General features: G+C 45.0%; 26 protein-coding genes. All 26 read right to left on the bottom strand.

Annotation, left to right across the window (positions count from 1 at the left end; genetic code table 11):
• Positions 1–28: 28 nt before the first annotated feature.
• Positions 29–334 (bottom strand): hypothetical protein, encoded by a 306-nt coding sequence (locus DWW68_RS02700; RefSeq protein ID WP_055287287.1) that lies wholly within the window; start codon positions 332–334, stop codon positions 29–31.
• The gene (locus tag DWW68_RS02695) at positions 324–569 is read right to left on the bottom strand and encodes a hypothetical protein (protein ID WP_101874790.1); all 246 of its coding nucleotides are present in this window, start codon (positions 567–569) and stop codon (positions 324–326) included. Before DWW68_RS02695 ends, DWW68_RS02700 begins: the two co-directional genes overlap by 11 nt.
• A complete protein-coding gene (locus DWW68_RS02690; protein ID WP_118588778.1) occupies positions 566–718 on the bottom strand; it encodes an XkdX family protein in 153 nt (50 codons plus the stop codon). Before DWW68_RS02690 ends, DWW68_RS02695 begins: the two co-directional genes overlap by 4 nt.
• A gap of 1 nt (position 719) precedes the next feature.
• A complete protein-coding gene (locus DWW68_RS02685; RefSeq protein ID WP_147365637.1) occupies positions 720–1,046 on the bottom strand; it encodes a hypothetical protein in 327 nt (108 codons plus the stop codon).
• A complete protein-coding gene (locus tag DWW68_RS02680; RefSeq protein ID WP_117800718.1) occupies positions 955–2,340 on the bottom strand; it encodes an RNA-directed DNA polymerase in 1,386 nt (461 codons plus the stop codon). Before DWW68_RS02680 ends, DWW68_RS02685 begins: the two co-directional genes overlap by 92 nt.
• A 364-nt stretch (positions 2,341–2,704) precedes the next feature.
• Positions 2,705–4,000, bottom strand: coding sequence for a hypothetical protein (locus DWW68_RS02675; protein WP_118588776.1), 1,296 nt, complete (start codon positions 3,998–4,000; stop codon positions 2,705–2,707).
• Between the two features lie 3 nt (positions 4,001–4,003).
• Entirely contained in the window at positions 4,004–4,435 is a 432-nt protein-coding gene (locus tag DWW68_RS02670; RefSeq protein WP_055287276.1) for an alanine-zipper protein, read from the bottom strand.
• 90 nt (positions 4,436–4,525) lie between these two features.
• The gene (locus DWW68_RS02665; protein ID WP_118588775.1) at positions 4,526–5,587 is read right to left on the bottom strand and encodes a BppU family phage baseplate upper protein; all 1,062 of its coding nucleotides are present in this window, start codon (positions 5,585–5,587) and stop codon (positions 4,526–4,528) included.
• Between the two features lie 28 nt (positions 5,588–5,615).
• Positions 5,616–5,912, bottom strand: a complete 297-nt coding sequence (locus DWW68_RS02660; RefSeq protein ID WP_118588774.1) for a hypothetical protein — start codon at positions 5,910–5,912, stop codon at positions 5,616–5,618.
• Positions 5,913–5,914: 2 nt separating this feature from the next.
• Entirely contained in the window at positions 5,915–6,145 is a 231-nt protein-coding gene (locus DWW68_RS02655) for a hypothetical protein (protein WP_118588773.1), read from the bottom strand.
• Positions 6,146–6,161: 16 nt separating this feature from the next.
• The gene (locus DWW68_RS02650; RefSeq protein WP_158576789.1) at positions 6,162–8,432 is read right to left on the bottom strand and encodes a phage tail protein; all 2,271 of its coding nucleotides are present in this window, start codon (positions 8,430–8,432) and stop codon (positions 6,162–6,164) included.
• A 12-nt stretch (positions 8,433–8,444) separates the two neighbouring features.
• Positions 8,445–9,143 carry a phage tail domain-containing protein gene (locus DWW68_RS02645; RefSeq protein WP_055287266.1) on the bottom strand — a complete coding sequence of 233 codons (699 nt, stop codon included), beginning with the start codon at positions 9,141–9,143 and terminating at the stop codon, positions 8,445–8,447.
• Between the two features lie 9 nt (positions 9,144–9,152).
• A complete protein-coding gene (locus DWW68_RS02640; protein ID WP_243052996.1) occupies positions 9,153–12,518 on the bottom strand; it encodes a phage tail tape measure protein in 3,366 nt (1,121 codons plus the stop codon).
• Positions 12,519–12,534: 16 nt separating this feature from the next.
• Positions 12,535–13,062 carry a hypothetical protein gene (locus DWW68_RS02635; protein ID WP_118588771.1) on the bottom strand — a complete coding sequence of 176 codons (528 nt, stop codon included), beginning with the start codon at positions 13,060–13,062 and terminating at the stop codon, positions 12,535–12,537.
• Positions 13,059–13,376 carry a hypothetical protein gene (locus tag DWW68_RS02630; RefSeq protein WP_118588770.1) on the bottom strand — a complete coding sequence of 106 codons (318 nt, stop codon included), beginning with the start codon at positions 13,374–13,376 and terminating at the stop codon, positions 13,059–13,061. The genes DWW68_RS02635 and DWW68_RS02630 overlap by 4 nt, the downstream gene beginning before the upstream one ends.
• 29 nt (positions 13,377–13,405) lie before the next feature.
• Positions 13,406–14,041: a major tail protein gene (locus DWW68_RS02625; RefSeq protein ID WP_055287260.1), complete on the bottom strand. Its 636-nt coding sequence runs from the start codon at positions 14,039–14,041 to the stop codon at positions 13,406–13,408.
• A gap of 2 nt (positions 14,042–14,043) precedes the next feature.
• Positions 14,044–14,406, bottom strand: coding sequence for a hypothetical protein (locus DWW68_RS02620; RefSeq protein ID WP_118588769.1), 363 nt, complete (start codon positions 14,404–14,406; stop codon positions 14,044–14,046).
• 9 nt (positions 14,407–14,415) lie between these two features.
• Positions 14,416–14,865 carry an HK97-gp10 family putative phage morphogenesis protein gene (locus DWW68_RS02615; RefSeq protein ID WP_118588768.1) on the bottom strand — a complete coding sequence of 150 codons (450 nt, stop codon included), beginning with the start codon at positions 14,863–14,865 and terminating at the stop codon, positions 14,416–14,418.
• A 29-nt stretch (positions 14,866–14,894) separates the two neighbouring features.
• Positions 14,895–15,212: a phage head closure protein gene (locus DWW68_RS02610; protein WP_118588767.1), complete on the bottom strand. Its 318-nt coding sequence runs from the start codon at positions 15,210–15,212 to the stop codon at positions 14,895–14,897.
• Positions 15,209–15,517, bottom strand: a complete 309-nt coding sequence (locus DWW68_RS02605; protein WP_055287252.1) for a head-tail connector protein — start codon at positions 15,515–15,517, stop codon at positions 15,209–15,211. The genes DWW68_RS02610 and DWW68_RS02605 overlap by 4 nt, the downstream gene beginning before the upstream one ends.
• A 51-nt stretch (positions 15,518–15,568) precedes the next feature.
• On the bottom strand, positions 15,569–16,801 hold the full coding sequence (locus tag DWW68_RS02600; RefSeq protein ID WP_118588766.1) for a phage major capsid protein: 1,233 nt from the start codon (positions 16,799–16,801) through the stop codon (positions 15,569–15,571).
• A gap of 20 nt (positions 16,802–16,821) precedes the next feature.
• Positions 16,822–17,649 carry a head maturation protease, ClpP-related gene (locus DWW68_RS02595; RefSeq protein WP_118588765.1) on the bottom strand — a complete coding sequence of 276 codons (828 nt, stop codon included), beginning with the start codon at positions 17,647–17,649 and terminating at the stop codon, positions 16,822–16,824.
• A gap of 2 nt (positions 17,650–17,651) precedes the next feature.
• Positions 17,652–18,977, bottom strand: a complete 1,326-nt coding sequence (locus DWW68_RS02590; protein ID WP_243052994.1) for a phage portal protein — start codon at positions 18,975–18,977, stop codon at positions 17,652–17,654.
• Between the two features lie 81 nt (positions 18,978–19,058).
• Positions 19,059–20,858 carry a terminase TerL endonuclease subunit gene (locus DWW68_RS02585; RefSeq protein WP_118588763.1) on the bottom strand — a complete coding sequence of 600 codons (1,800 nt, stop codon included), beginning with the start codon at positions 20,856–20,858 and terminating at the stop codon, positions 19,059–19,061.
• A 3-nt stretch (positions 20,859–20,861) separates the two neighbouring features.
• Positions 20,862–21,401: a phage terminase small subunit P27 family gene (locus DWW68_RS02580; RefSeq protein WP_055287242.1), complete on the bottom strand. Its 540-nt coding sequence runs from the start codon at positions 21,399–21,401 to the stop codon at positions 20,862–20,864.
• A gap of 77 nt (positions 21,402–21,478) precedes the next feature.
• Positions 21,479–21,988 carry a hypothetical protein gene (locus DWW68_RS02575; protein WP_226972221.1) on the bottom strand — a complete coding sequence of 170 codons (510 nt, stop codon included), beginning with the start codon at positions 21,986–21,988 and terminating at the stop codon, positions 21,479–21,481.
• Positions 21,989–22,163 lie beyond the last annotated feature (175 nt).

Here is a 22,163-nt window from a genome sequence, read left to right as displayed (position 1 = left end):
TGATTCTTGCCTGTTTCCTGCCCTCCTGTTATCGGTCGGAATGCTGTTCTCCGTCCAGTCTCTTGTGATAACTCTTGAGTGACTGTTCCACAATGACAACACGCTCTCTCAACTGTTTCATCTCCTCACGGTTCTCTCTTGATTCCCGTTTGATGTCCTTGATGTCGTCTGCGATGTTCTCAAGTTTCACAACCACCATTGTGTCATTTTCTGCTCGTCTCTCCGTTTCTTCCTGTGTGTCTTTTTTGTCGTTCCTCTGCTTTGAGCAGATTCCGAAAAAGATTGCGAATGCAACCGACACTCCGGAGATTAGCAAGGAAACCTCAATCGTCAACGGCGTTCTCCTTTCCGAACTCTGTCGCCTCGATGTCGTCGGTGTCGCAGTATTTCCGCATGTGATATTCGAGAACATCCATCTCCCTGTCTGTCTCCTCTACCTCCTGCCGGAGTTCCGCTCTGACCGCCTCCTCGATTTTCGACTGTTCAATGATTGTTTGCTGTTTTTTCACGATTGCCGATAGATTTTCCGTCACATCGCACAATCGTGATATTATTTCAAGCGGACTCATTCTGTATCACCGCCGGAGAATTTTTCTCCTGTTATATATTCATATTCATCCGCTGAAATACTGCCCTTTGTGACACGCTCGGAAATCTGTTCCTTTGTGAGAGTGCCTTTTTTGTACATTCTTTTGAGACTTTCAACAAGTATTTTCATACTAAATCAACCCCTCCTCAATCAACTGCTGTGTGTATTCGTCAATGACCGCATCTTTCTGAAACTGTGTCACTGATTCGACGATTCCGGATGTGTTCTCCTCAACGACTGACTTCATGAGTGCCATGTTCTCATATTCCTCAACTGTCATTTCTTTCTCGTCGTACTGCCATTCGGTCACTGTCTGCATCTTTCCGTCGCTGCCCTCAACCTCTCTTGTCACCTGTTCGATGTTCTTACGCAGGTAAACCGTTGACGGCGACGATGTCCTGTCGACCTCCTCCGGCTTGTCCGGCTGTGTTCCTGTCACCTTTTTCCAGTCTGTCATGTTCGTTCTCCTTTCTGCTATGCTTTGAAACTATCCTCTTGAGTTTCTTGACATTGATTTTTGGTTTGATGTAATCAATGTAATAGTTGTATGTGTCCGTGTGTTTGAACAATCCCATATATGACAACATCACCGATGCGTTATACCATGAGATTTTATCCTGTTTTGAGATATGGTTTGCCTTACGTCTCGCAGCCTCAATGTTTGATTTCCGGATGGTTGTCCGGTCATGGTGAAATTGAAATCCCATAAAATCAAGCATACGACCCTTTGTGACCTGCTTTCCGTCTTTATCGAGTACCGGATTCCCGCCTTTATCAAATACCGGATATTCAAATCTAAACACCTGCCAATCGCCTTTTATTTCAAGGTCGAGATTGTCATTCAGATATGTTTCGATTGCTGCATGTATTTTGTGCAGTTTCTTTTTGCTCTTTCCCAGTATCACCATGTCGTCCATATATCGCATGTAATGCTCTGCATGGAGTTCCTCCTTGATGTAATGGTCGAGTGCTTTCAAGTAAAAATTGCCGAACCATTGTGATGTGAAATATCCCAACGGAACGCCTTTTCGCATCTCCTCAATAATTTCTTTCAGTTCATCGAACATCGCTCCTGCGATGCCGATTTCCTGCAATATCTCCAACGCTCCGGAGATGTCGTCAAATGCTATGCATCCGACAAGCGTTTTCGTCTGCTCTGCATCTATCTCAACACCTGCATCCGTCAAAATCTTTGCAACGAGTGCTATTTTGTCATGTTCAATCAGTATGCAGAGTAATCTATAAAACCGTTTATCTCGAATTACCTCTTTGAGTTTCCTTTTGAGGATTCTCCGGTTTATGGATTCAAAGAAATGGTGAACATCCATCTTGAGAACAAAGAATTTCTTTCCGTCGTAGGAATCAAGCCATTTTCTCATGTACTTCTTTCCGTAATGAACACCCCTGTCCGGAATGCTCCCGCATGAAAATTCATACAATCCATTCATCACAATCGGTTTGAACTGACCTATTGCACAATGATGAATAACCTGCTCATATTTGTAATGCGGTTTCAATATACGGCGTGTTTTCTTGCTGCTGCTCTCGTTGATGATGCTCGGTTTGTGATAGTCCGGAATGAACAACTCCTCTGTCAACATCTTTTTCAAGAGTTCTGTGTGTTCATCGAGGTTCTCTAATACCTCCCGCACATCATTCCTGTTCTTTTTCTTTTTGGATGCATTTATAAAACACTGTTTTATGTAGTCGTCTTGTAACATTGGTTCATATAGGTTGTTGTAACTTCTCATATAGTATTTTCTTATCTCCTATCGGTTTTTGTGCGGATGCTTACTCAACCGACCCTATATCCGGAATGATTTTCGCCTTGTGGCGTGGGATATAGGCTGCATTTGATTAAACGCTCCGATATGAGAAGAAATTGGACGCACCGATGTTCCAGTTCGCATTGCCCGCAGAATTGTTCAAATTCAAGTAATCCGCACCGCAGTTCTCGCCATTGTTACAGTTACCGCCGACAAGGGCGACCGCAGGGAGCAGGAACACCGCCCGACACCGCACCCTATATCCCTATATTCATTTTTCTAAAAACGACCACACCGCCTAACGGCGGGAATAGCGGAGGCGTTCCCCCTCCGTTCCTCCCCCTGCTGCTTACGCAGCGATAGGCTGTTCTAAGAAAACGGACGCACCGATGTACCAGTACGCAGAGCCCGCAGAACCGTTCAAATACAAGCAATCCGCACCGCAGTACTCGCCATTGCTACAGTGACCGCCGACAAGGGCGACCGCAGGAATTCCGGCATTCCACCAAAAATAGTCACATGTGTATGTGCTACTGCTGCCACCTATTGAATTGACAATGCGTCCGAATCTACTTGACTTTGTTCCTTTCTGATAACCGTTGCCGGATGATGTGAATGTGATTCCGACCTTTTCAAAGTCCTTTCCTGTCAGATTGTACGGTGGTGTCATCTTTGCAAGGATTTCACCGCCTACCATCAACAGACCGTTGATTCTATCCCAACGGTTGCCCCACGGTTTTTCCATGTAGAACACTTTGACCTCATGTGTTGTGTCGTTATATCCGAAAAACTGTCCTTTGTCCTTGAGTGTTCCGGTTGCAAGATGCCCGTAATTCTGTGATGCATCGTTCACATATCCGGATGTCTGACCCTGTCCGAATGCAGTCTGTGAATTGTCTGTCTTTGACATAATCTTGAGCATACAATTCAACAGGTTTCGTTTGCTCCATGAGCCGATATTCCATCCCGCACCGTTTGCCTTTGCTCTTGCAATCTCTGTTGATGCGTTTGTGTTATACATGAGTGCCTGTCCTGCAAGTGAGCGGATGCGTGTTCCATCATACGAACCGCCAAACATCGGGAAATAGAGTTTGTCCGCATGTGAACCGTCCTCTCTGACATATGCGTCATCGTTGTATGATTCATCGTACTGGACGTTTGAAATAATCATGTACTCATAGTTTCCGACCTCAAACTGTGAGAGCCAAATCTTGCCCTTGTCACCGCTGCCATCGAATACGCTCATTGCATTTCCTCCGTATGCCGTGTTTGAGACATCGGATGCCGTTTTTCCGTCTGCTTTCTTTGTGTGGTCGTTCGGGTCGAGTTTATAATCTTCTGTACCGTCATATTTGACCATTGCCGGATAATTGTTCTTTACAAAAAAGACGTTTCCCCAGTCTCCAAAATCGAACCGTCCGGCAGAATAATTCATCGCAGCGGGTGTCATTCCCACCGCATCGAAAAGATATGTGCATCGTGTCGCCGGATTGCTGTCATTTTTGTTGATTTTCATTCCGTAACGCTTTACACCCTTTATTCTTACATCTTCCCCGACTGCTGCCAGTATAGCGTTTGTATTTGCATATGTGCGGTCGAGTGTGTCTTTGTCTGCTACTTTTACAATTAAGTCTCCGCTTGCCATTTTTTACGCCTCCCTTATCGTCAAAATTCCATCCTCAACCGTGAGGACACATGATTTCTTTGTGACGGTGTCAACCATAGTGTTGAGACCGTTCACAATGCCTTGACACGCTTTTGCTGCTGCACTTGCTGTCGACGCTGCATTGTTTGCCGTTGCTGCTGCACCGTTTGCACTGTTCGTCGCCTCTGTCATGTTCTTGCTGAAATTGTTCACGGTGTTCATATATCCCTGTGTCAATGTCAGTATTTCCTCATAACGGGCATTGTTGACGATAATCGGCAGGTCAAAGAATTTCTTTTTACCATCTCCCTGTCTGATTTGATAATGACCGGATGCATCAAGTTCAACTCCGATTTCTCTTTCCTTGAGAATCAGAGTGTCCTCAACCGCTTTCCAGTCTGCCGTTGTTCCGGTGCATGGTCTGATTGCTGCCATTGTTCAACCTCCTTTGCTCCGTGATTATGGAATATATCACACAATCACTCCTTTGTGTTCGTTTCGCCGTCTGTTTCCAGTATCATGGAATTATACTGCTAATTGTCGGGAGGTCGGCGTTCCTCCGTCAAAATCAACGCCCTCATTCGCATTTCTGACCTGTGGCGTTGCTCCGTCAATGAATACCGGTGTCACCGTTCGCAGATACGGCGTTTCTCCGTCACAATCAAGATACATACTCGAATATAAAGCCTCTGCACGGTTGAAATAGTCCTGCACACTCTCAAGGATTTTCTCTGCTGATGCAAGCAGTGAATTTTGAATCGTGTCATCAATATCCTTTTTGTCCTGCTCGACCTGTTTCTTTGCCTCTGCAACTGCTGTCTGCATCTGTGACACATCCTGTCGAATCTGCGTCGCCGTGTTCAATGTCGCCTCAAGTTGCTCTTGATTCTGCAATGCATCCTCTGCCCGCTCTGTAACCTCTTTGCAGGCTGTTGTCGCCTTTTTGGATGCATCTGTTGCCTCATTCGTATTCTTGACCGCCTGCGAGGTGTCCTGCTGCCTCTGCTGCTCCTGTTGGATGCGGGTGTTCTCATTTTCCTGTCGCTTATTTTCTGCCGTCACCCTTGCCTTTTCTGCTTTCACTCTCGCATTCTCTGCGACCACTCTTTCGGATTCTGCTTTCTTGACTGCTGCATCCGTGTCATCAATATTCTTGATGTGTCCTGCAATCCGGTTCTCAAGGTCTGTGAACTCATTCGCTGACAAGATAGCATTTTCATTCCTCTGTGACGGTTCAATCTCCATTGTGAATGATGCGGATGTGATAACCTGTGAATCATCGCTTGTCCGGATTTCAATGTCGCAATACGCCGTTCCGGAGGCTGCAAGTGCTTGATTTGTCAATTCGACTGTCACATCCGAACCGGAATATGAACATGTGTTATACACATGCTTTCCGTCCGGCTTTGCGATGTTGATGACCGCTCTCGCACCCGTCGGGATTGTGTACGGTTCACCGTTGTTGAGCAGTCTTGCGACGATGAATCGTGTTGCTTTGTCTCCCTGCTTTGCAGATACTAAATATCTTTTAGTGTCTCCGGACATTTCAAGATTGATGTTCGTTGTCAGTTTCGTCAATGCTGCCATGCTCTCACCTCCTCTCGGTGTTTACTTCTTATTTTTCCGGATTCTCCGGTGCATCCTGCTCCGGCTGCTCCTTGTCCGGTTCTGTTTTCAAAACTCTCTTTGCTGCTTTCTTTGCCTTTTCGAGTTCCTCGTCCTTTGATGCCATCATCGCATTTGTTGAGTTTATGAGTTCAATCTTTGCCTCACTCCTCACCTCTGCCAGTACGGACGACAACACGCCGTCCATGATGCAGGGAGGCAACGCATGTCTTTTCTGTATCGTCTCCATAGCGTTGAGGATTTCTCCCTTTGCACATTCAATTCTTACTGCAATCGGTGTATTCATGATTATTCCTCCTTTGCTGCCTGTGTCGCTGTTTGTGCTGCAAGCAGCATGTCAAGTTTCTTGTCAATACTCTGCAAGAGTTCTGTGTTTGTCTCCTCTGCTGATTCCCTCGTCACAACCTCTGCTGTTTCGTTTGGTCTTGATGTGCTTTCCGCATCATCCGGAAACTTGAACTCCGGCTCTGCTGCCCGTTTGATTTCCTCTGTTTGAATATTTTCGTCATTCATCTGCATTGTTTTTCCTCCTGTTTTATCCGTTACTCCACGCACCCGAAATCAAAATCCCATTCTTGAACGTCAATGTTGCTGTTGCCCATTTTGACAATGTTCCGTCGCTGCTTACTGCTAAAGGTTGCTTGAATGTCAATGTTCCATTGATTGCCCCATCTTCAAAACTCACGTTTCTCAATTTATGATAGTGCATGTTAATGTCTGCCCCTGCATGTAGCATATTCGCCTCATAATTGTCGCACTGTTGTGTGCAGTACGCCCATTTCATCATGTATGAACTGCCGTTTGCACTTTCCTTGTTCGCCCATGACATATATGCTGTGTCATATTCTATATCAAACACAAGTCCTCTCTGACTGTCATTCCCTATCATGGTGTTTGTTCCGATTTTTCCGACATATTTTCCGTCACGATAGAAATGTTCACCGTTGTAATCGAATCGTGTTCTTTTTGTGTTGTCTGTGATAGTTCCTGTGTACATCGTGATTCCTGTCGAATCAAACTGCATGTACGAACTGCCTTTGTTGAATGCAATTCGGACATTGTATGCGTTCTGTGTGATTAGTGTTCCGAAATCATCGCTGTTCACTTTTTTGTTGACCTCGGAGGTTATTTCCTCCGCAGTCACTTGAATCTTTGCATCCGCATACAATGAATACAATCCTAATACTTCAATATCTGTGATATACACGGGTGCGTTCTGTGTGTATGCGTAAATGTAAATATATTTCGTTCCCTCTGATACCGTGATTTCACGTTCAATCGTCGTGAACTCTTTGCTCTTTAACATTCCGGAGGATGTCGTTGAATAACTTCCCAACGCCCCCACCTGCACCCTTGCCGTGCTTTCGTACCCTGCTGCTGTTGCTGCCTTATATCTCACACGATATGTTCCCGCAGGTATTTTCCCTAAATTCTGCCGTATATAGGAACTGCTTGAGGATGTTTTCAGTATTTTTGCAACCGTACCCAAACCGGACACATCCATCACGGAGTTGTTTGTCTCGTCATTGTTGTACCAATTATCATCAAACCCGTTTGAAAAATCTCCGTTCACAACATAGTTGTGCATCGAATTTTCCTCCACATGTTTGACCTCTTGTGAGATTTCATCCTTTGTCGCTTTTATCAACGAATCCATCTCGACCGACGTATAATAATTTTTTAGTTTATAGGAAACGCCCTCCTCAATAGCCTCTTTTGATGCCGTGATTTTGGTTTCTATTTCCTCCGTGGTCGAATAACTCTCAAGGACTTTCTTTGTCGCCCTGTTTGAGATGGAGACCGCCTCCTCCGTGGCTGCTGCCGTCTCCTCTTTCTGAATCTCTGCGAATGTCTTTCTCGCATTGGAAATCTCAACCGTGTTCTTTTCCGGCGATTCCGGATATTCTGTGATTTTGACAATCCTCTGCTTTTCCCTCGTCCTCGTTTTCTTTGACACAAGTGTGACCGTGTCTCCGATTCCGTATGAGAGAATGTCTTTGTATTCCTCTGACGCTTTCGCAAGGTCGACCACCTCTGCGGTGTATGCCTTATATGGTCTTGACATTTCCTCAATCTTTGCTGTCGCATCCTCAATCAGACTTGTGGTATTGGTATATCTTTCGTCTTTCCAAACATACGCCTTGATTTTGGAACTGTACTGAAAATTGTCGATGTAATCTTTTCCGGTCAACCATTCCGGTGTGATGCCGTCCTTGCCTATCGGATAGATTCTTGTGTAAAAATCGTATGTGTCCGACTTCAATGATATTTTCCGGAGGTTCAACCCCTCCATGAAATAGCAACCTTTGTCACTCCCTATCCGGTCATATATGTCGATTGTTTTTGTCAGAGAGTGGATGATGCACTCGCAACGATATGTCGTGAGGCACTTTTGCAGGACATCCCATGCCGTGACGCTTTCCTGCTCGTCGATGGTTCTTTTCTTTGTGACGGTGCATGTTCCGACATGCCATCCCGTACCCTCGAACGCAAACTCAAGACACGCTTTGATTGTCTGCTCCTGTGATTCAAAACCATACGGGAACGGCGTTCCCTCCAGCTCCTCGACATTGAGGACTGCTGTGTATTTGTTGAACTGCTCTCCCTTTTCAACCGCTTTGATGACATATTCGTCCGTTTTGGTGCGTATATAATATTCTTCTTTTAGCAGGTCAACCAATGCTCCCGCTGTCGGATAACTGAACGACAACTCTTTGTCTCCGGAATCCAGTGTCGTGGTGATTTCCTTGTTCTTGAATCCGGACAATGTTCCGATTCTTTTCTTTTTGTCATTAAAAATCTGCAATGCTCTCACCTCCTAAATCCACATAGGCGTGTATCTGATAGTCACTCTCGCCTTTGTGTTGGAGAATGTGAGTGCTGTTTCTCCGGTCTTTAATACCGGAAACGTCCACATGTTCACCTTGTCGAATGCATTTGCCCCGTCGATTGTCACAAGTCCGGTCTTTGCGTCTATCACAACCGTCTTTCCTGCTGCCAAACTCTCAATGATGATGTCATCCTCTCCCAGTCCGGTGATTGTGTAATTCGTCAAGGCACTCTTTGCATATACCTCCACAACGCACGGAGCGTCTCTTGTACCCACTTTATAGAACGATGCAGAGGTTTTCCCGTCGAATGTGATTGAGAGGTCGTCATCGACGAAAAAGCCGTCAAATTCGAGGTTTACAATGTACCTCTGTTTTACATTCTTTTTTTCGTAGTCATTTGTTGTGATGAATCCGATGTATGTTCCTTTGTAGCCGTCGAGTTCCATCTTGCAAGCCTTTGTGAAATTGCTCATGAACTCCGATGCAGCACGGATGATGTTGTTCCTGTCCTTGCCTTTGAAATATATTGACAGTTTCAAATGACCCATCTGAACCTCTGTCTCAAATTCCGTCGGCAGTGCTGCACTCGTCAGCCATTCATAAGAATTTGAAAAAGAGGGAGGCTGCACATCGGCGGTCAACTGCTTTGCATCGTATTTCTTGATGTCTATTCCGTTTATTTTCATCGCCCTGTTTTACCTCCCTTTTCGCTTATTTATTACCATTTCCGCATCAACCTTTGACACGGTTCTGCTTGCTATTTCGTCGCCGTCAATGTATGTGTGATTCGTTACATACACAACTTGCGATTTCTGTACTGCATCCAGTTTCTTGTCAAGGATGCTGTTCAATTTGTTGTAAAATTCCGCAAGAGGCAATATTGCCTCGTCTCCTGCCTCGCCTCCTACCATGAGACTGTTTCCGTTGATTCCGAACACGGTCGGATTCGTCATGATACCGCCGGATTTATACCACTGAATCGAAAACGACGGGAGTGAACCCTTTCCTCCAATTCCGAACGGTGCTTTTCCTCCGCTCACGCTAATATGGGGCAGGTTTAAGTGTGGCAATGACCATTTAAAATTGAACACGCCCTTGATTTTTTCAATCACGCTTGAAACGGTTGACTTTGCACTCTCAAGTTTTGATGAAAATGCTCCCTTAATGCCGTCGAGTACAGATGAAACGGTTGACTTTGCTGCTCCCATTTTTGACGAAAAAGCCGACTTGATGCTGTCAAGTTTCCCGCCCGTCAAAGTGTTCGCCGTACTCATGAGAGAGTTCATTGTGTCCTTTACGCCTGTGAACGTAGCAGACACGATTCCCTTGATTCCCCCGCCTTTTTCACTGTATGCGGATTTCATATTATTGAGTTTCGTTGAAACATTGGACTTTGCCGTCTCCATGAGTGAGGTTGCCTTGTCCTTTATGTTCGTGAAATCCGTCGACCATTTCGTTTTTATCTCCGAAACCTTTGAGGAAAATCCGGATTTGATTTCCGTCAATTTATTCGATGCGTTGGTTTTCCATTCCGTCATTTTTGTGGTGACGGTGGTTTTCATGTTCTCCCAACCTGTTGAAACATTTGACTTGATGTCTGAAACCTTTGTTGAAAAATTCGTCTTTATTTCATTCAGTTTGTTTGATGCGTTGGTTTTCCATTCCGTCATTTTTGTGGTGACGGTGGTTTTCATATTCTCCCAACCCTCGGAAACCTTTGTTTTGATTTCCGATGTCTTTTCAGAGAATTTTGATTTGATTTCAGAGAGTTTCCCTCCGGATAAATTATCAACGAATGTGAATCCTGCTGAATAATATCCTTTGATTCCCTCCCATCCGGCAGCAACAATACCCTTGATACCGCCTCCGTTTTCTTCATAGGCGGTTTTCATGTTCCCCAGTTTTTCCTTTGCCGTTTCGGTCGCTGCCGACATGACATTGTGAACCGTGTCCTTTACGCCGTTGAATACTTTCGATGCAGCTTGTCCTATTGTGCTATTTTTTATGTTGTCACCGATTTCCTTGACCTTATTCGTGACCGCCTCTTTCGCTTTCGTGAATGCTCCCGTGATGGTCTCTTTGATTGCATTGAATTTTTCTTTGATGTTGCCCCACAATTCGGACAATTTTTCTTTGACCTTATCCCAGTTTTTATATAGGGCGACACCTGCTGCAATCAGTCCGGCAATCAGTGTCACAATCAAAATAATCGGACACAAGTTCATAACTGCATTGAGTGCCGTTTGTGCCACTGTCATTCCTCCGGTTGTTGCCGTGGCTGCTGTTGTGGCTGCCGTATGTGCTGCCGTGGCTGCTGTTCCTGCCGTATCTGCTGCCGTTCCTGCTGCCGTGGCTGCTGTTTTAGCCGTAATCTTTGCAATTATCTTTGCTGCTCCGGAAACAAATTTCTGTCCGGTTGTTACTGTGTCGGAGATTCCCTTTGCCACCTTACCGAATCCGATTGACAACGGACCGATAGCAGCGACCACAAGACCGACTTTGAGAATTGTTTGTTGCTGTGCCGGAGAGAGCGACGTGAACCACTTTGTCAACTCTTGAATCTTTCCGGTCAGTTTCTCAATCATAGGTGCTGCGGATGTCTGTGCTGTGGATGCCAGTGTCGACAATGCCAGTTTTGCGTTGTTCATCGCAACTTTTGCATTATCAATCGGGTCGAGAGTTCCGTTGTATGTGTCCTCGACTGTTGAACCGTATTCCTCCATTGATGATGAAAGACTGGTGAGGTCAATTCTGTTCTCACGAATTGCCTTTGTCATTTCCGCAGCACCTTTTTTCCCGAACAATTCCGTTGCAATCTGCATCGCCTCGGTCTCTGTCTTTGCGTTCTTGATGCTGCCGATAGTATCTGACAACGCCTCGTCCATTGATTTTCCCTCTGATGTGGCGTTCTGTAATGCTTTTTTCAGACCCGCCATTGCTTGAGTGGAATCAACGCCGTTTGCATCGAATTGAGCCATCAAATTGATTGCTTGAGGCAATGACAATCCCATTTCTTTGAATTGTGCGTTATTGTCGAGGACATATCCCTCTAATGTATCAACAGAGATTCCGGTTTCCTGTGCCTTTGCCGTGAGCAATCCTAACAAGTTTCCCGTCTGTGATGCATCGACGTTCCACGCTTTCATAATTTTGTCAACTTGGTCAACTGACTGTGTGACGTTTGTTCCGTTGATTGTTGCAAACTGTATGAACTGTTTTGAGGTCTTTTCAAGTTCCGTTCCTGTTGTATGGAATCTTGTGTTGACTTCTCCGATTGCCTCGCCTACCGTCGACATATCCTCCGGCATTGTGCCGAAAACATTGTCCGCAGACTTTGTCAATCCCTCAAGTGCCTCTCCGGTTGCTCCGGTTTTTGTCACTATGGTGTCATATCCCTCGTCGAGTTCTTTGAACGCTGCAATAGATGCTGCACCAATGCCCGCAATTCCGGCAGAGACAACCGACATTTTCTTTCCGAAACTTTCCATCTTTGTTCCCGCCGTATCGCAAGCGGTCGCAAATTTTTCAAGTTTATTATCTTTCAACTGGTCATTAACATTTTTTAGTTCTGCCTCCATGTTCATGAGAGCAGTTTTTGACTTTTCCGTCTTTACTGTCTGATTCGCAAGTGCGGTCTCCGTCTTTCCGATTGCTGTCTCATTTGCGGTAAACTCTTTCTCTAACTTGTCAAGTTCCTCTTTGAGTGCCTTTGACTGTTCGGAGTTCTTTCCGGTCTCTGCTGTCGATTTCTCATAAGCCTCTTTTGCAGCATCAATCTTTGTTTTGAGTTCCTCTTGCTTTGTCTTTTGGTCTGACAGTTTCTTTGTCAACTTCTCCTGCTGCTCACTGTTCAATTTCACGATGTTTTTCTGCACCGTGATTTTTTGAGTGAGCGATTCGGCTTTTGCCTTGAGGCTGTCTGTTTCCGACCCGAACAACTTTGCTTTCGTCGCTGCCGTCGTATATTCCGCAGACAAGACTTTCATCTGCGATGCTGCTGATTTCATTTGCGATTGATAACTGCTCGAATCTGCCGATATTTTGACGCTTGTATAAGCCATTCGGTCGCCTCCTCTCTTACTGATTTTCGTTGATTGTATCTAATTCAAATTTTAAGTAGTCCAACAACGTGACAATGTTCTCTTTCATGCATTGACTGTATGAGTTTTTCAATAGCCGAATCGCAATTTTTACAACACGGTCAACAATTTCCCCGCAGACTTTCCATTGATTTTCCTCCGGTTGTTCGTCCTCGTCCTCATATCCATTTTCACGGTCATAGTCATCGAATGCGGATGCCTCTTTTTCCACCTGCTCAACCTCGACAATGTTCAACATCTTCTCTGCAACAATATTCTGCATGATGAAATGAACCGTCTTGATTGCCGTCAGAAATTCAACTGCATCAACCTCCCCAACTGCTGCAAGCGACAATTCATTCCCGAACATCTCCTGCATTATCTTTTTGTTGAAAAACATCACTCCGGAGAATTTCTCCGTGTCATTCTTTTCCATGAGACTGATGTATTTTTTATACTGTTCTACCGTTACGGAATTGATGAAAAGTCTCTCACCTCTGCAAGTGACCTCGATTTCCGGTATCACTTGCCACTCTGAAAATTTTTCTCGATGTTCTCCATTCTCTTGGTGAGTTCTTCTGCAATTCCCATGTCGATGAACTGGAACTCAAGAATCAAACCTGCTGCATCAAGTCCGGTCTCCGGATTCTTTAATTCCTCAACGGTGAACTGGTCTCCGTATGCTTTGCAGATAAAAAGACCCATCGCCTCAATGTCCTGCTTTGAATACCTCTGTTTTGCGTCGACAATCTCTGCAAGTTCGAGATATTCCGTGTATGTGTCGATTGACATTTTCGGCATTGTAAACTCTTTGTTATTGACTATAATTTTTCTTTTCATGATTTATCCTCCTGTTATATGTCCTCTTATTAGCCTAAACCGCCGTTTTTCTCCTGCACTTTGCTGAACCATGCCTTGATTGCCTCTGCTGCCTTTGTGTCTCCGGAAACGAGGTTTGATTCGTCAACCGAAATCTCATACGCATTGTCAAGACTTCTCTCATAGAATGAACCCTTGATGCTCTTTGTTGTCGGAGACAATTTGCCCTCTTTTGTGCTTGCCTCCTCACTGATGCCCTCTGCGAACTTTCCGGCGTATAACCATTTGAAATCATACTTTCCGTTGAGTTTTCTTTCTCTCCATCCGACAGCGACCTCCGGTGCTTTGTCATCCGCAGTCTTTACAAGAAAACCGTTCTCGTATAACTGACCGAAAAGAATCTGTCTGTCCTGTGGTGCGAGTGCATTGACCTCAAGTTCGATTTCTGTTCCCTCATAGGAATTGATGACTTCCTCTGTTCCATCGTCAGAGTAAATCTTTTCAGAACTCCACTTTTCGTCAACCTTTGCTTTGATTGCTCTTGCCAGTTTGACCGGAGTTTCTGCAACGTATGCTTTTGCATCGTTCTGTGTGAGTTTTGCGATGTAGAAATCTCTACAACCGCAAGTTCTACTCCTCACAATCTTCTGTTCTGTGTCGCTAACCTGTGTTACTGTTTCGCTCATGTCTATTCCTCCATTTCATAAAACTTTGAAAACCTTTGTGCTTTCATATAGATTCCGTCCTCCGGCTTTGAATCGTCTCCGTTCCTGCCGTCAAATGAGAAATCATTTTCTTTCATGAGTGACTTGATTTCCCTCGCAAGTTCAACCTCGTCATTCTCTGAAAATATAGTGACCTGCACTGACAGCGTCACTCCCTCTGCATCGTCGTCCGAAAAATTCTCGTCGTTTTCTCCCAAATCCCACAATGTCACATGTCTGTCATGGATGTTTTTGTCATACCATCCTTGCATCACAATGATTTTCCTGTCTGATATTGGTTTCAATGCGTCGGATGCATCTTTGATGATGTCCGGACTGCTGCTCATGCTCTCACCTCATTTCAATGTGTTGTCTAAATATGATTGATATTCCTGTTCTGCGATTTTTTGCAGTTCCGCATCTGCCTCACGCCCTGTTGCATAGATAAATTCTTGAGGCGGGCGATAGATAGTTCCCCAGTTTATGAATTTCACATAAAAGTGTTCGCTATTGTCCGACTTTTCCCATCCGACATCTGCTGTTGCTCCTGTGTCTTTCATTTTGACTGCTCCCATCGGTATGCTGTCCGCTGCATGTGATGTCACGGATGACTTTGAACCAAATCCTCGACCGGACAATTTAATGTCCGCAGATTTCGGAATCTTACCGGACATGATGTTTTTCACGACTGGTTCGCTTTGCTTGACAATCTTTTGATTGACCTCTTTTATGTCCTCGTCGCTTGCTGCGTCCTCAAATGCTTTCATAAGTTCTTTCAAACCTTGAAATTCCATCTCAATTTTCACTGCATCACCTCCGGTGTCAGATTATGACACTATGCTCCCGCTCTGCATTTCAACTGATATTTCCTGTCGTCTGTGAACATCGGACACGCATCATATATCTTGAACTCAATGCCTTTATACACTGCATAGAACTCTTTCAGATTCAATCTGATTTCCTCCATCTTGTCGCAGGCTCTCGTTTCAAACACAATCGTGTTCTCAAGACCTATCTGCAAGGCATTGTATTTCTCGTTTGTTCCCAAACTCTTGACATCGCACCAACATGAGAAAAATTCCTGTTCCTCTTGCTGCCGTCTGCCATCAACAACGCTTGTTGTCTTACGAATTATCTTGATTCTCCCCGTCATTCTGCTGCACCTCCGTATATTTCTTTCAGTAACATGGAGGAAACGGCAGCGGATAGCGTTTTTGTGTCGCTCCGGTACTTGTCACGGTTGTCGTACAGTTCTTTCACGGACATAAATGCAAGCAGTTTTTGACGGCTTGTGAGGTTGTTCCGGTCGAAATTCGGAATCAGTTCCGTCATTTCATCCAGTGTCGTGTCAAGCATCAATTCAAGGATTTCAATGTCGTCATCATAGTCGATGTGACAATATATCTTGCATGTAGCAATCAGACCGCCTCTGTACTTCTCTTTTTCTTCATCCGTCATGTTCTCACCTGCTTTCAATTAGCAGGACGGATTCACCGCCCTGCTGCCATATTACCCGTTGATAACTTCTGTAATCTGACCCTTGATGACTGCTCCCTTGTCAACAGGCTGCACATCGAAACGGTCACGCACCTTGATTCCGGTCATGTCTTTATCCCATAAACCCGCACCCTTGTCATTGAGGTCGATTGTGAGGACATTTCTGTCAAAGAGTGTGACTGCCTCTTTTAAGTCACCGCAGAAAATAGGATGCTTGTACCCATCGACTGTGTGACCATCGGTGTTCATAATCTTCTCGGATGCAAGAGTTTTCTTTGATAATTTGATGATAGGATATTCACCGAAAAGCATCTTTCCCTTTGTCTGCTGTGTCGGGTCTTTCTGTAAAATATAGTTGCCGTCTTTATCCTTTAACTTGTCAAGATAGTTGAAACCGCTCTGATTCGTGATAACAACTGCATTGTCAGCGATTGCAGGGTCTAACTGCTCGTTGAAAATGTCCTTGAGACTGTCAAGATTCTCGACTGTGACCTCTTTTCCCTTTGTCATCTCATTGAGTACCTTGAGAATCATTGCGTTACGGGTTGCCTTTGTCTTTTTCGCAATCCATTTATTGATGTATGCCATGATGTTGGATGCTGTGTCCTCAAGTAACTCTGCTGTCATCTTGAGGATTCCACCCTTTTTCTTTACCTTGTACTCAATCGGTAAAAATTCCGGTTCGTCCATCTCCGGAAAATCCGCAGCCTCGTCAACATTGTCAAATGGTGTCGATTCTGCATCAACCTCGATGTTTCGTGTTCCTGTCTTAGTTGTTACGCCCTCGACATTGACATACTGCTCAAGGTTGTCGGACGAACGACGCAACTCGATGATGTCTGTTCTGATGTCCTCCGGAATTGTGACACCGATTCCGACCTCTCCCTCACTTCCTGCGGTTGTGTCGGATGTGAGTGCATCCTTGTACACCTTGATGTCTGCCTCGTCTGCCTCTTTGTGCAGGAATCCGGCTTTGACAATGTTGACAAATGATTTCACGATGTTCTTTTTGTCCGGCTTGACATCCCCGCCGACCTGCTTTGCAGTTCCATCCTTGACCTTGTTCTCGATGCCGTCCTGCTCGTCCTCGTCCAAATCATAGAGGAGGTCGAATCTGTTCTGTAATTCTACGAGTTCCTCCTTTGCTGCTCTTGCCTTGTCGAGTTTTCCATCGTTCACAAGGCTCTTGACTTCATTCTTCTTGTCGTTAATCTGCTTTAATAACTTCTGTAATTCCTTATTCATGACTTTCTGTCCTCCATTTCTTACATACCGTAAAGGTATAAATCATCAAGAATCTGCTGCTTTTCTGCCTCGATTCTCTGTTTCTCTGCCTCTGCTGCTGCATTGTTCCGGTTTTCCAATTCTGCAATTACGGCATCGACAATGTCCTTTGTGTCAATTCCTTTGAGTACCTCCGGAATATTGTTGTATTTCTCGAAAAAGTCGGATGCACACGCTGCAACTGCTGCCTTTTCCTCGATTTCAACGTCGAAATACTGCTGCATCTTCTTACTGTCAAACCATGTCTCATTGCTCATAAGGGTCTGAATCTTGTCTCTTGTGACACCCTCCTGCACATGCTCCATGTAGACATCAAGAATCGAATCCTCGCAGAGATTCAACTGCTTTATAACTGCCTTGAAATCGTCTGCGTTTCCGTATGCCATGCATAACGGTTTGTGAATCATTGCTTGAGCACCTGTTGCAAAATGCAGTTCGTCACATGCGAACATGATAACTGATGCGATAGATGCTGCCATTCCGTCGACATATCCGACTTTGTGTCCGTCGTATCGTTTTAACTGGTTATAGATTGCCAGTCCTGCGAATACATCGCCACCGCCGGAATTGAAATAGATGTCAATGTCCTCATATCCATCTAACTGGTTGAGGAAATCTGCGATGTCCTGCGGGCATCTGTCCTCCTCGTACCACATGGATTCCCATGTTGCTGATACAATGTCACCGTAGAAATACAAGGAACATCTGCTCTGCTCCTCGTCCTGCTCTAAATTCAAATAGCCGACATTTTCAACTTTCCCGTTGCGTTTATTCTTCTTTGTAAAATCAAAACGTCTCTTTTTTGGCATGATTATTCACCTCCCTCCTGTTCATCCTCGTCCTCTGCCTCGTCGGTTTCGTCCGGTTCTGTTGCTGTGTCCGGCTGCTCTGTGTCCGGCTCTGTTTCTTCCTCCGGCTGTTCCGGTTCATCGGCGTTCTCCTGTTCGGATTCGCCTTTCAAATATGCTGCACCCGCCATCGTCAACGGTACGATGCTACCGTTTGCAAGTAGGACATCGCCTCCCTCCGCATCTTCCATGTCGAGTTTACGTCTTGCCTCATTCGGTTTGATAATCATTCCACCGACACCGTTTCTCAAATATTCCATCTGTGTTTTTGAATCGGTTCGGAATAATACTTTTTCGTTGAATTTGTAATAATATCCGTCGTCTGCATCTTCATCCGGCAGCATTTTGAAATTGATTTCCTCCTCGTACTGCTTGATGATGAACAGTTCTGTGTCAACGTAGAACGATAACTGCTGCATTTCGCTGTTGCTATATGACGACTTTGAATAGTCGTTGATTTGATTCGGTTTCACTCCGAACGCTCCGGCGATTTGCAGGGCATTATATTTTTTCAGTTCAAAGAACTGCGAATCAGTCAGTTTGATGTCAAGGGGCGTGAGTTTCATTCCTAACGGAACAGGCAGGATTTTTCCTGTGTTCTTTGCTCCGCTGCCGAACTCCTCAAACGACTTGACAAGTGCTGATTTTGCCTTTTCGTTCAATTCTCCGGTATATTCAAGAGTTGCCTTTGCCGTCAGACCGCTCTCGTACAGATTATTCATAAACGCCTGTGATTCGGATGCACCTGCAACCGTGTCTCTTAATATCTGCTGTACTGGTAGTCCTGTGATTCCGTCAAAACTGAAAGATGTCTTGAAATGCATCACCTCGTCTGTACTGAACACATATTGACGACCGGATGTCGGGTCTGTGTAGACGTACCACAAACGCCCCACTCCTGCGAATATCCCTGCATCGTCAACGACTATCTGCACACAATTTGACTGCATGACCCACAAATCAACGATTTTTATTTCACCGCCGAATTTCTTTCGGTCAAACTTCTTTCTCATATACACATAGCCGTTTCCGTAATGGTTGCGGTTGATTTCAACCGTGTTCCAAAATGTTGTTGGTGTCATGAACGGATTCGGTCTTTTTGAGAGCAGTTTTGATGTATCTGTCGCCTCTGCCTCAATGATTCCCTTGTCCGTTTTCTGATAATATTTGATAGGCATTTTTGCAAGGGTTTCTGACAGCATCTTGAGACATGTGAAATATGTGACCTCTGATGTCGGTTTCCCTTTTCTTTTCAGTCCTATCCGCTCAAGGAATGACGGTGAGTTCAATGTCGTTTTGCCCCCGCTGTCCTGTGGTTCGCCTTTCCACCAATTTGAAATTTTTGCTCCTAGTCTTTGAAACGGATTCATTTATTTCTCACCGCCTTTCTTCATGTATTTTTCAAATTGTTCAAGCCATTCATTGACAGTTTCGTTCACATCCGGTCGATACTCCTCTTTCATTGCGTGTTTCCATGCGTCGATGATAGCGTCAATCGGGTCAATTCGTTCTGTCGTGATGTCCTTGTCAATCTTTATTTCGCCGTAGTTGTTTGAAATGGTCTTTGCGTTTGCAATCGACCATACAAGCAGGCTGTCGACCGGAACAACTATCTTGTTTCCCTCTTTGCCGACTTCCATTCCCTCGATTTCCACATTGCCCGCAAGAATCTCAAGTCTGAAATCAACGGTCGCATCGTTCAACTCTTTTGCTGTCTGTGTGACAGAGATTGAATCGAATCCCATCGCCTCAAGGTCTGACAGGAATGCTGATGCGTTGTGTGGGTCGTAACAAATCAACTGCGGTTTGAGGTTGTATTCTCTCACTAAATCCTCAAGGTATTTGATGATATATTTGTAATCTGTCTTGATTCCTCCCAGTGTTTCCGTTACCGTCACAAGACCTTTTTCAATCCATACGTCGTATGGCACTTTGTCGGTCTTGATGTGTTCATCCACCCTTGAGGACGGAATGAATGAATGTGTGTGAACAAAATATTTTTTCGTGTCCTCCACCATGAACGGAATCACGATTGCGATTGATGTCAAGTCGCCTCCGGATGACAAGTCAACGCCGACATAGCACTTTGACCCTCTGAAATCCTTGAGTGATTTCAGAACGGCACATGCTTTCCATGATGCAATGTCCTTGATGTACAGTGAATTTGACCACTGCATCCACATATTCAACTGCTTTACAAGGAAATCTCTCAAGTCCTCCCCGCCCATATCACGGGCAGTGTGTGCAATCGGAATGAGGTTCTCAAGTGCATCCCTGTCAAACTCAAGAATCGGGTTCGCTTTTATCCAGTTTTCCGGTGTGTACCTGTCATCGTGTTCGTCCATCTGTGCGATGTAGACAAATTGACTGTCATTCTCGAAAACGCCCTTGAGTAGATTGCAGCAATACTCATATAATTTGTAGCACGGCGACTTGAGGTCGAACCCTGCTGTCGTAATAACTGAAATCAACGCCGACTTGAGTTTCTTGATACCGCCCTCAAGCAGTTTGTACATCTGATTTGTTTTGTGTGCGTGATACTCGTCGACGATTCCCAAATATGCACGGTGTCCGTCAAGTGACTTTGTGTCTCCGGACAACGCTTTGATTTCCGAATGTGTCAGCAAACAGTCAATCGTGTGGTTGTGGTCGTGAACCTTGAACCACTCTGACAAATCCTCGTCGGAATTGATGAATTTTGCGACCTCGTCAAAAACAATGTTCGCTTGGTCTTGCTTTGTAGCCGTACAAAATATTTTTCCGTACTTGTACCCGTCAAAATTGCCGTAATAACACGCCAAAATACCATTGATGAACGATTTTCCGTTCTGTCGTCCTAATTGCACATAGGATGTTCTGAATCGTCTGTATGACTTTTCCTTTGTTCTCCATCCATTGAGCGACCCTAAAATGAAACACTGGAACGGATATGCCGTCACATGCTCATTTTCCTCGCCCTCTGCAATGGTCAATTCCTCTGCGAAATTGATGATTTCCTCTGACTTTTCAACGTCGAAATAGTATTTGTACGGTGCTGCTTTCGATTTTTCGATGTCGTCAAGATGCCTCTGACATGCAAGACGGACATATTCTCCGGCTGTTATCTTGCCCGATACGACATCAAGGGCGTATTGTGTGCAGCGGTCTTGTGTTTCTCCTGCTTTTGCCATGCCTTAATTTGCATATTTCGCAAATTTGTTCTCCGGCTTTTGCTGCTGTGGTTTCGGTACGACCAAACGGCAGCGGGAGGAAACTGTCAGTCCGAAATCTGATGCTCCCTGCCTACACTGTTTCATGCAGCGGTCTTGAATAATCATGAGGCGTTCTCTTTCTCCGGAAACGACCTGTCTTGTACCGACCTGCACACGTTCTTTTTCGCCCGTGTCCGGATTTTCCCGCATCTCATAGACTGGAACATCCTCCATCAATGGAGTTGCTCTGATTTGCTCTGTGATTTCGATGTACTGCGTTTGTGCAATGAGCAATCTCGCCAGTGCATCGCAATCAAGGTTTGAAATCAGTTTGATTTCGAGTAATTCTTTCGCAATCTTCCGGAACTGTTTCTTTTGTTCCGGTGTCAAATATGACGGAGGTCTCACTTTGTCGCATGGTGCTGTGACCTCGGCGTTTTTTCGTGCCTCAATTTCTGCTTTTGTGAGGTGCTTTCGCCCATTCATCACAACCAAATCTGTGGGTTGTCTCTGTCCTGCCATGATGCAACAAACCTCCTTTCCGTCAGTATTTCAGTGCTTTTGTGTCACATTCTGACACCTCTTTCGGATGTACCCATCTACTGAAATTCTCGTGGGGAGTTTTCTCCAAGGAAAAGAGGGGGTGCGACTAAAAACGAATCGCACAAAACTTTTTTATATCCCCCTGCCTCTCGAAAGTGGTACTCAATCAGTGACCTCAACTGTTTTTGTGTTGCTCTCATACTTGCTTTGCTCTGCTTATATAAAGCAGTGATTGTGTTGTGTGTCTTATGGTTGAGAGGTATGAGGTTGAACGGATTCAAACGCTGTTCCCAGTCGTCCTCAAGTTCAATGATATGGTGAACCGGATTGCATGTGAGCAACTCATGCTCGACATATAATGCGTATATATCTACGTTGTCATAGACCTCAATGATACGCTCTCGCATCGCCCGCCATTCCTTTGATACATAGAACTCTGCTGCTCTCTCGTCTCGCCGTGTGTTGTTATATATCATGTGTCTCGACTGCTGCCGTTGCTCACATTCCTCGCACATCTTCATTGACTGCGGAATCAACTTCCCACACCTGCATGATTTCAATAGCATCTGTGTTCTCCTCTCTTGCTGTGTTCTCCTGCTATGTTATCCACAAGAGGCGGGCAGTTATGCACATGACTGTGTATATCCCACCCGCATATAACAGGAGGGCAAACAGGCAAGAAAAAAGCGACTGCACATCTGCAATCGCTCGTCTCAACTGTTCACGCTAACATATTATCAC

The sequence above is a fragment of the Eubacterium sp. AF16-48 genome (assembly GCF_003479405.1).
GTDB lineage: Bacteria > Bacillota > Clostridia > Lachnospirales > Lachnospiraceae > Eubacterium_G > Eubacterium_G segne.
The sequence above is the reverse complement of the archived record's forward strand: the minus strand, read 5'-3'. Positions and strand labels throughout refer to the sequence as shown.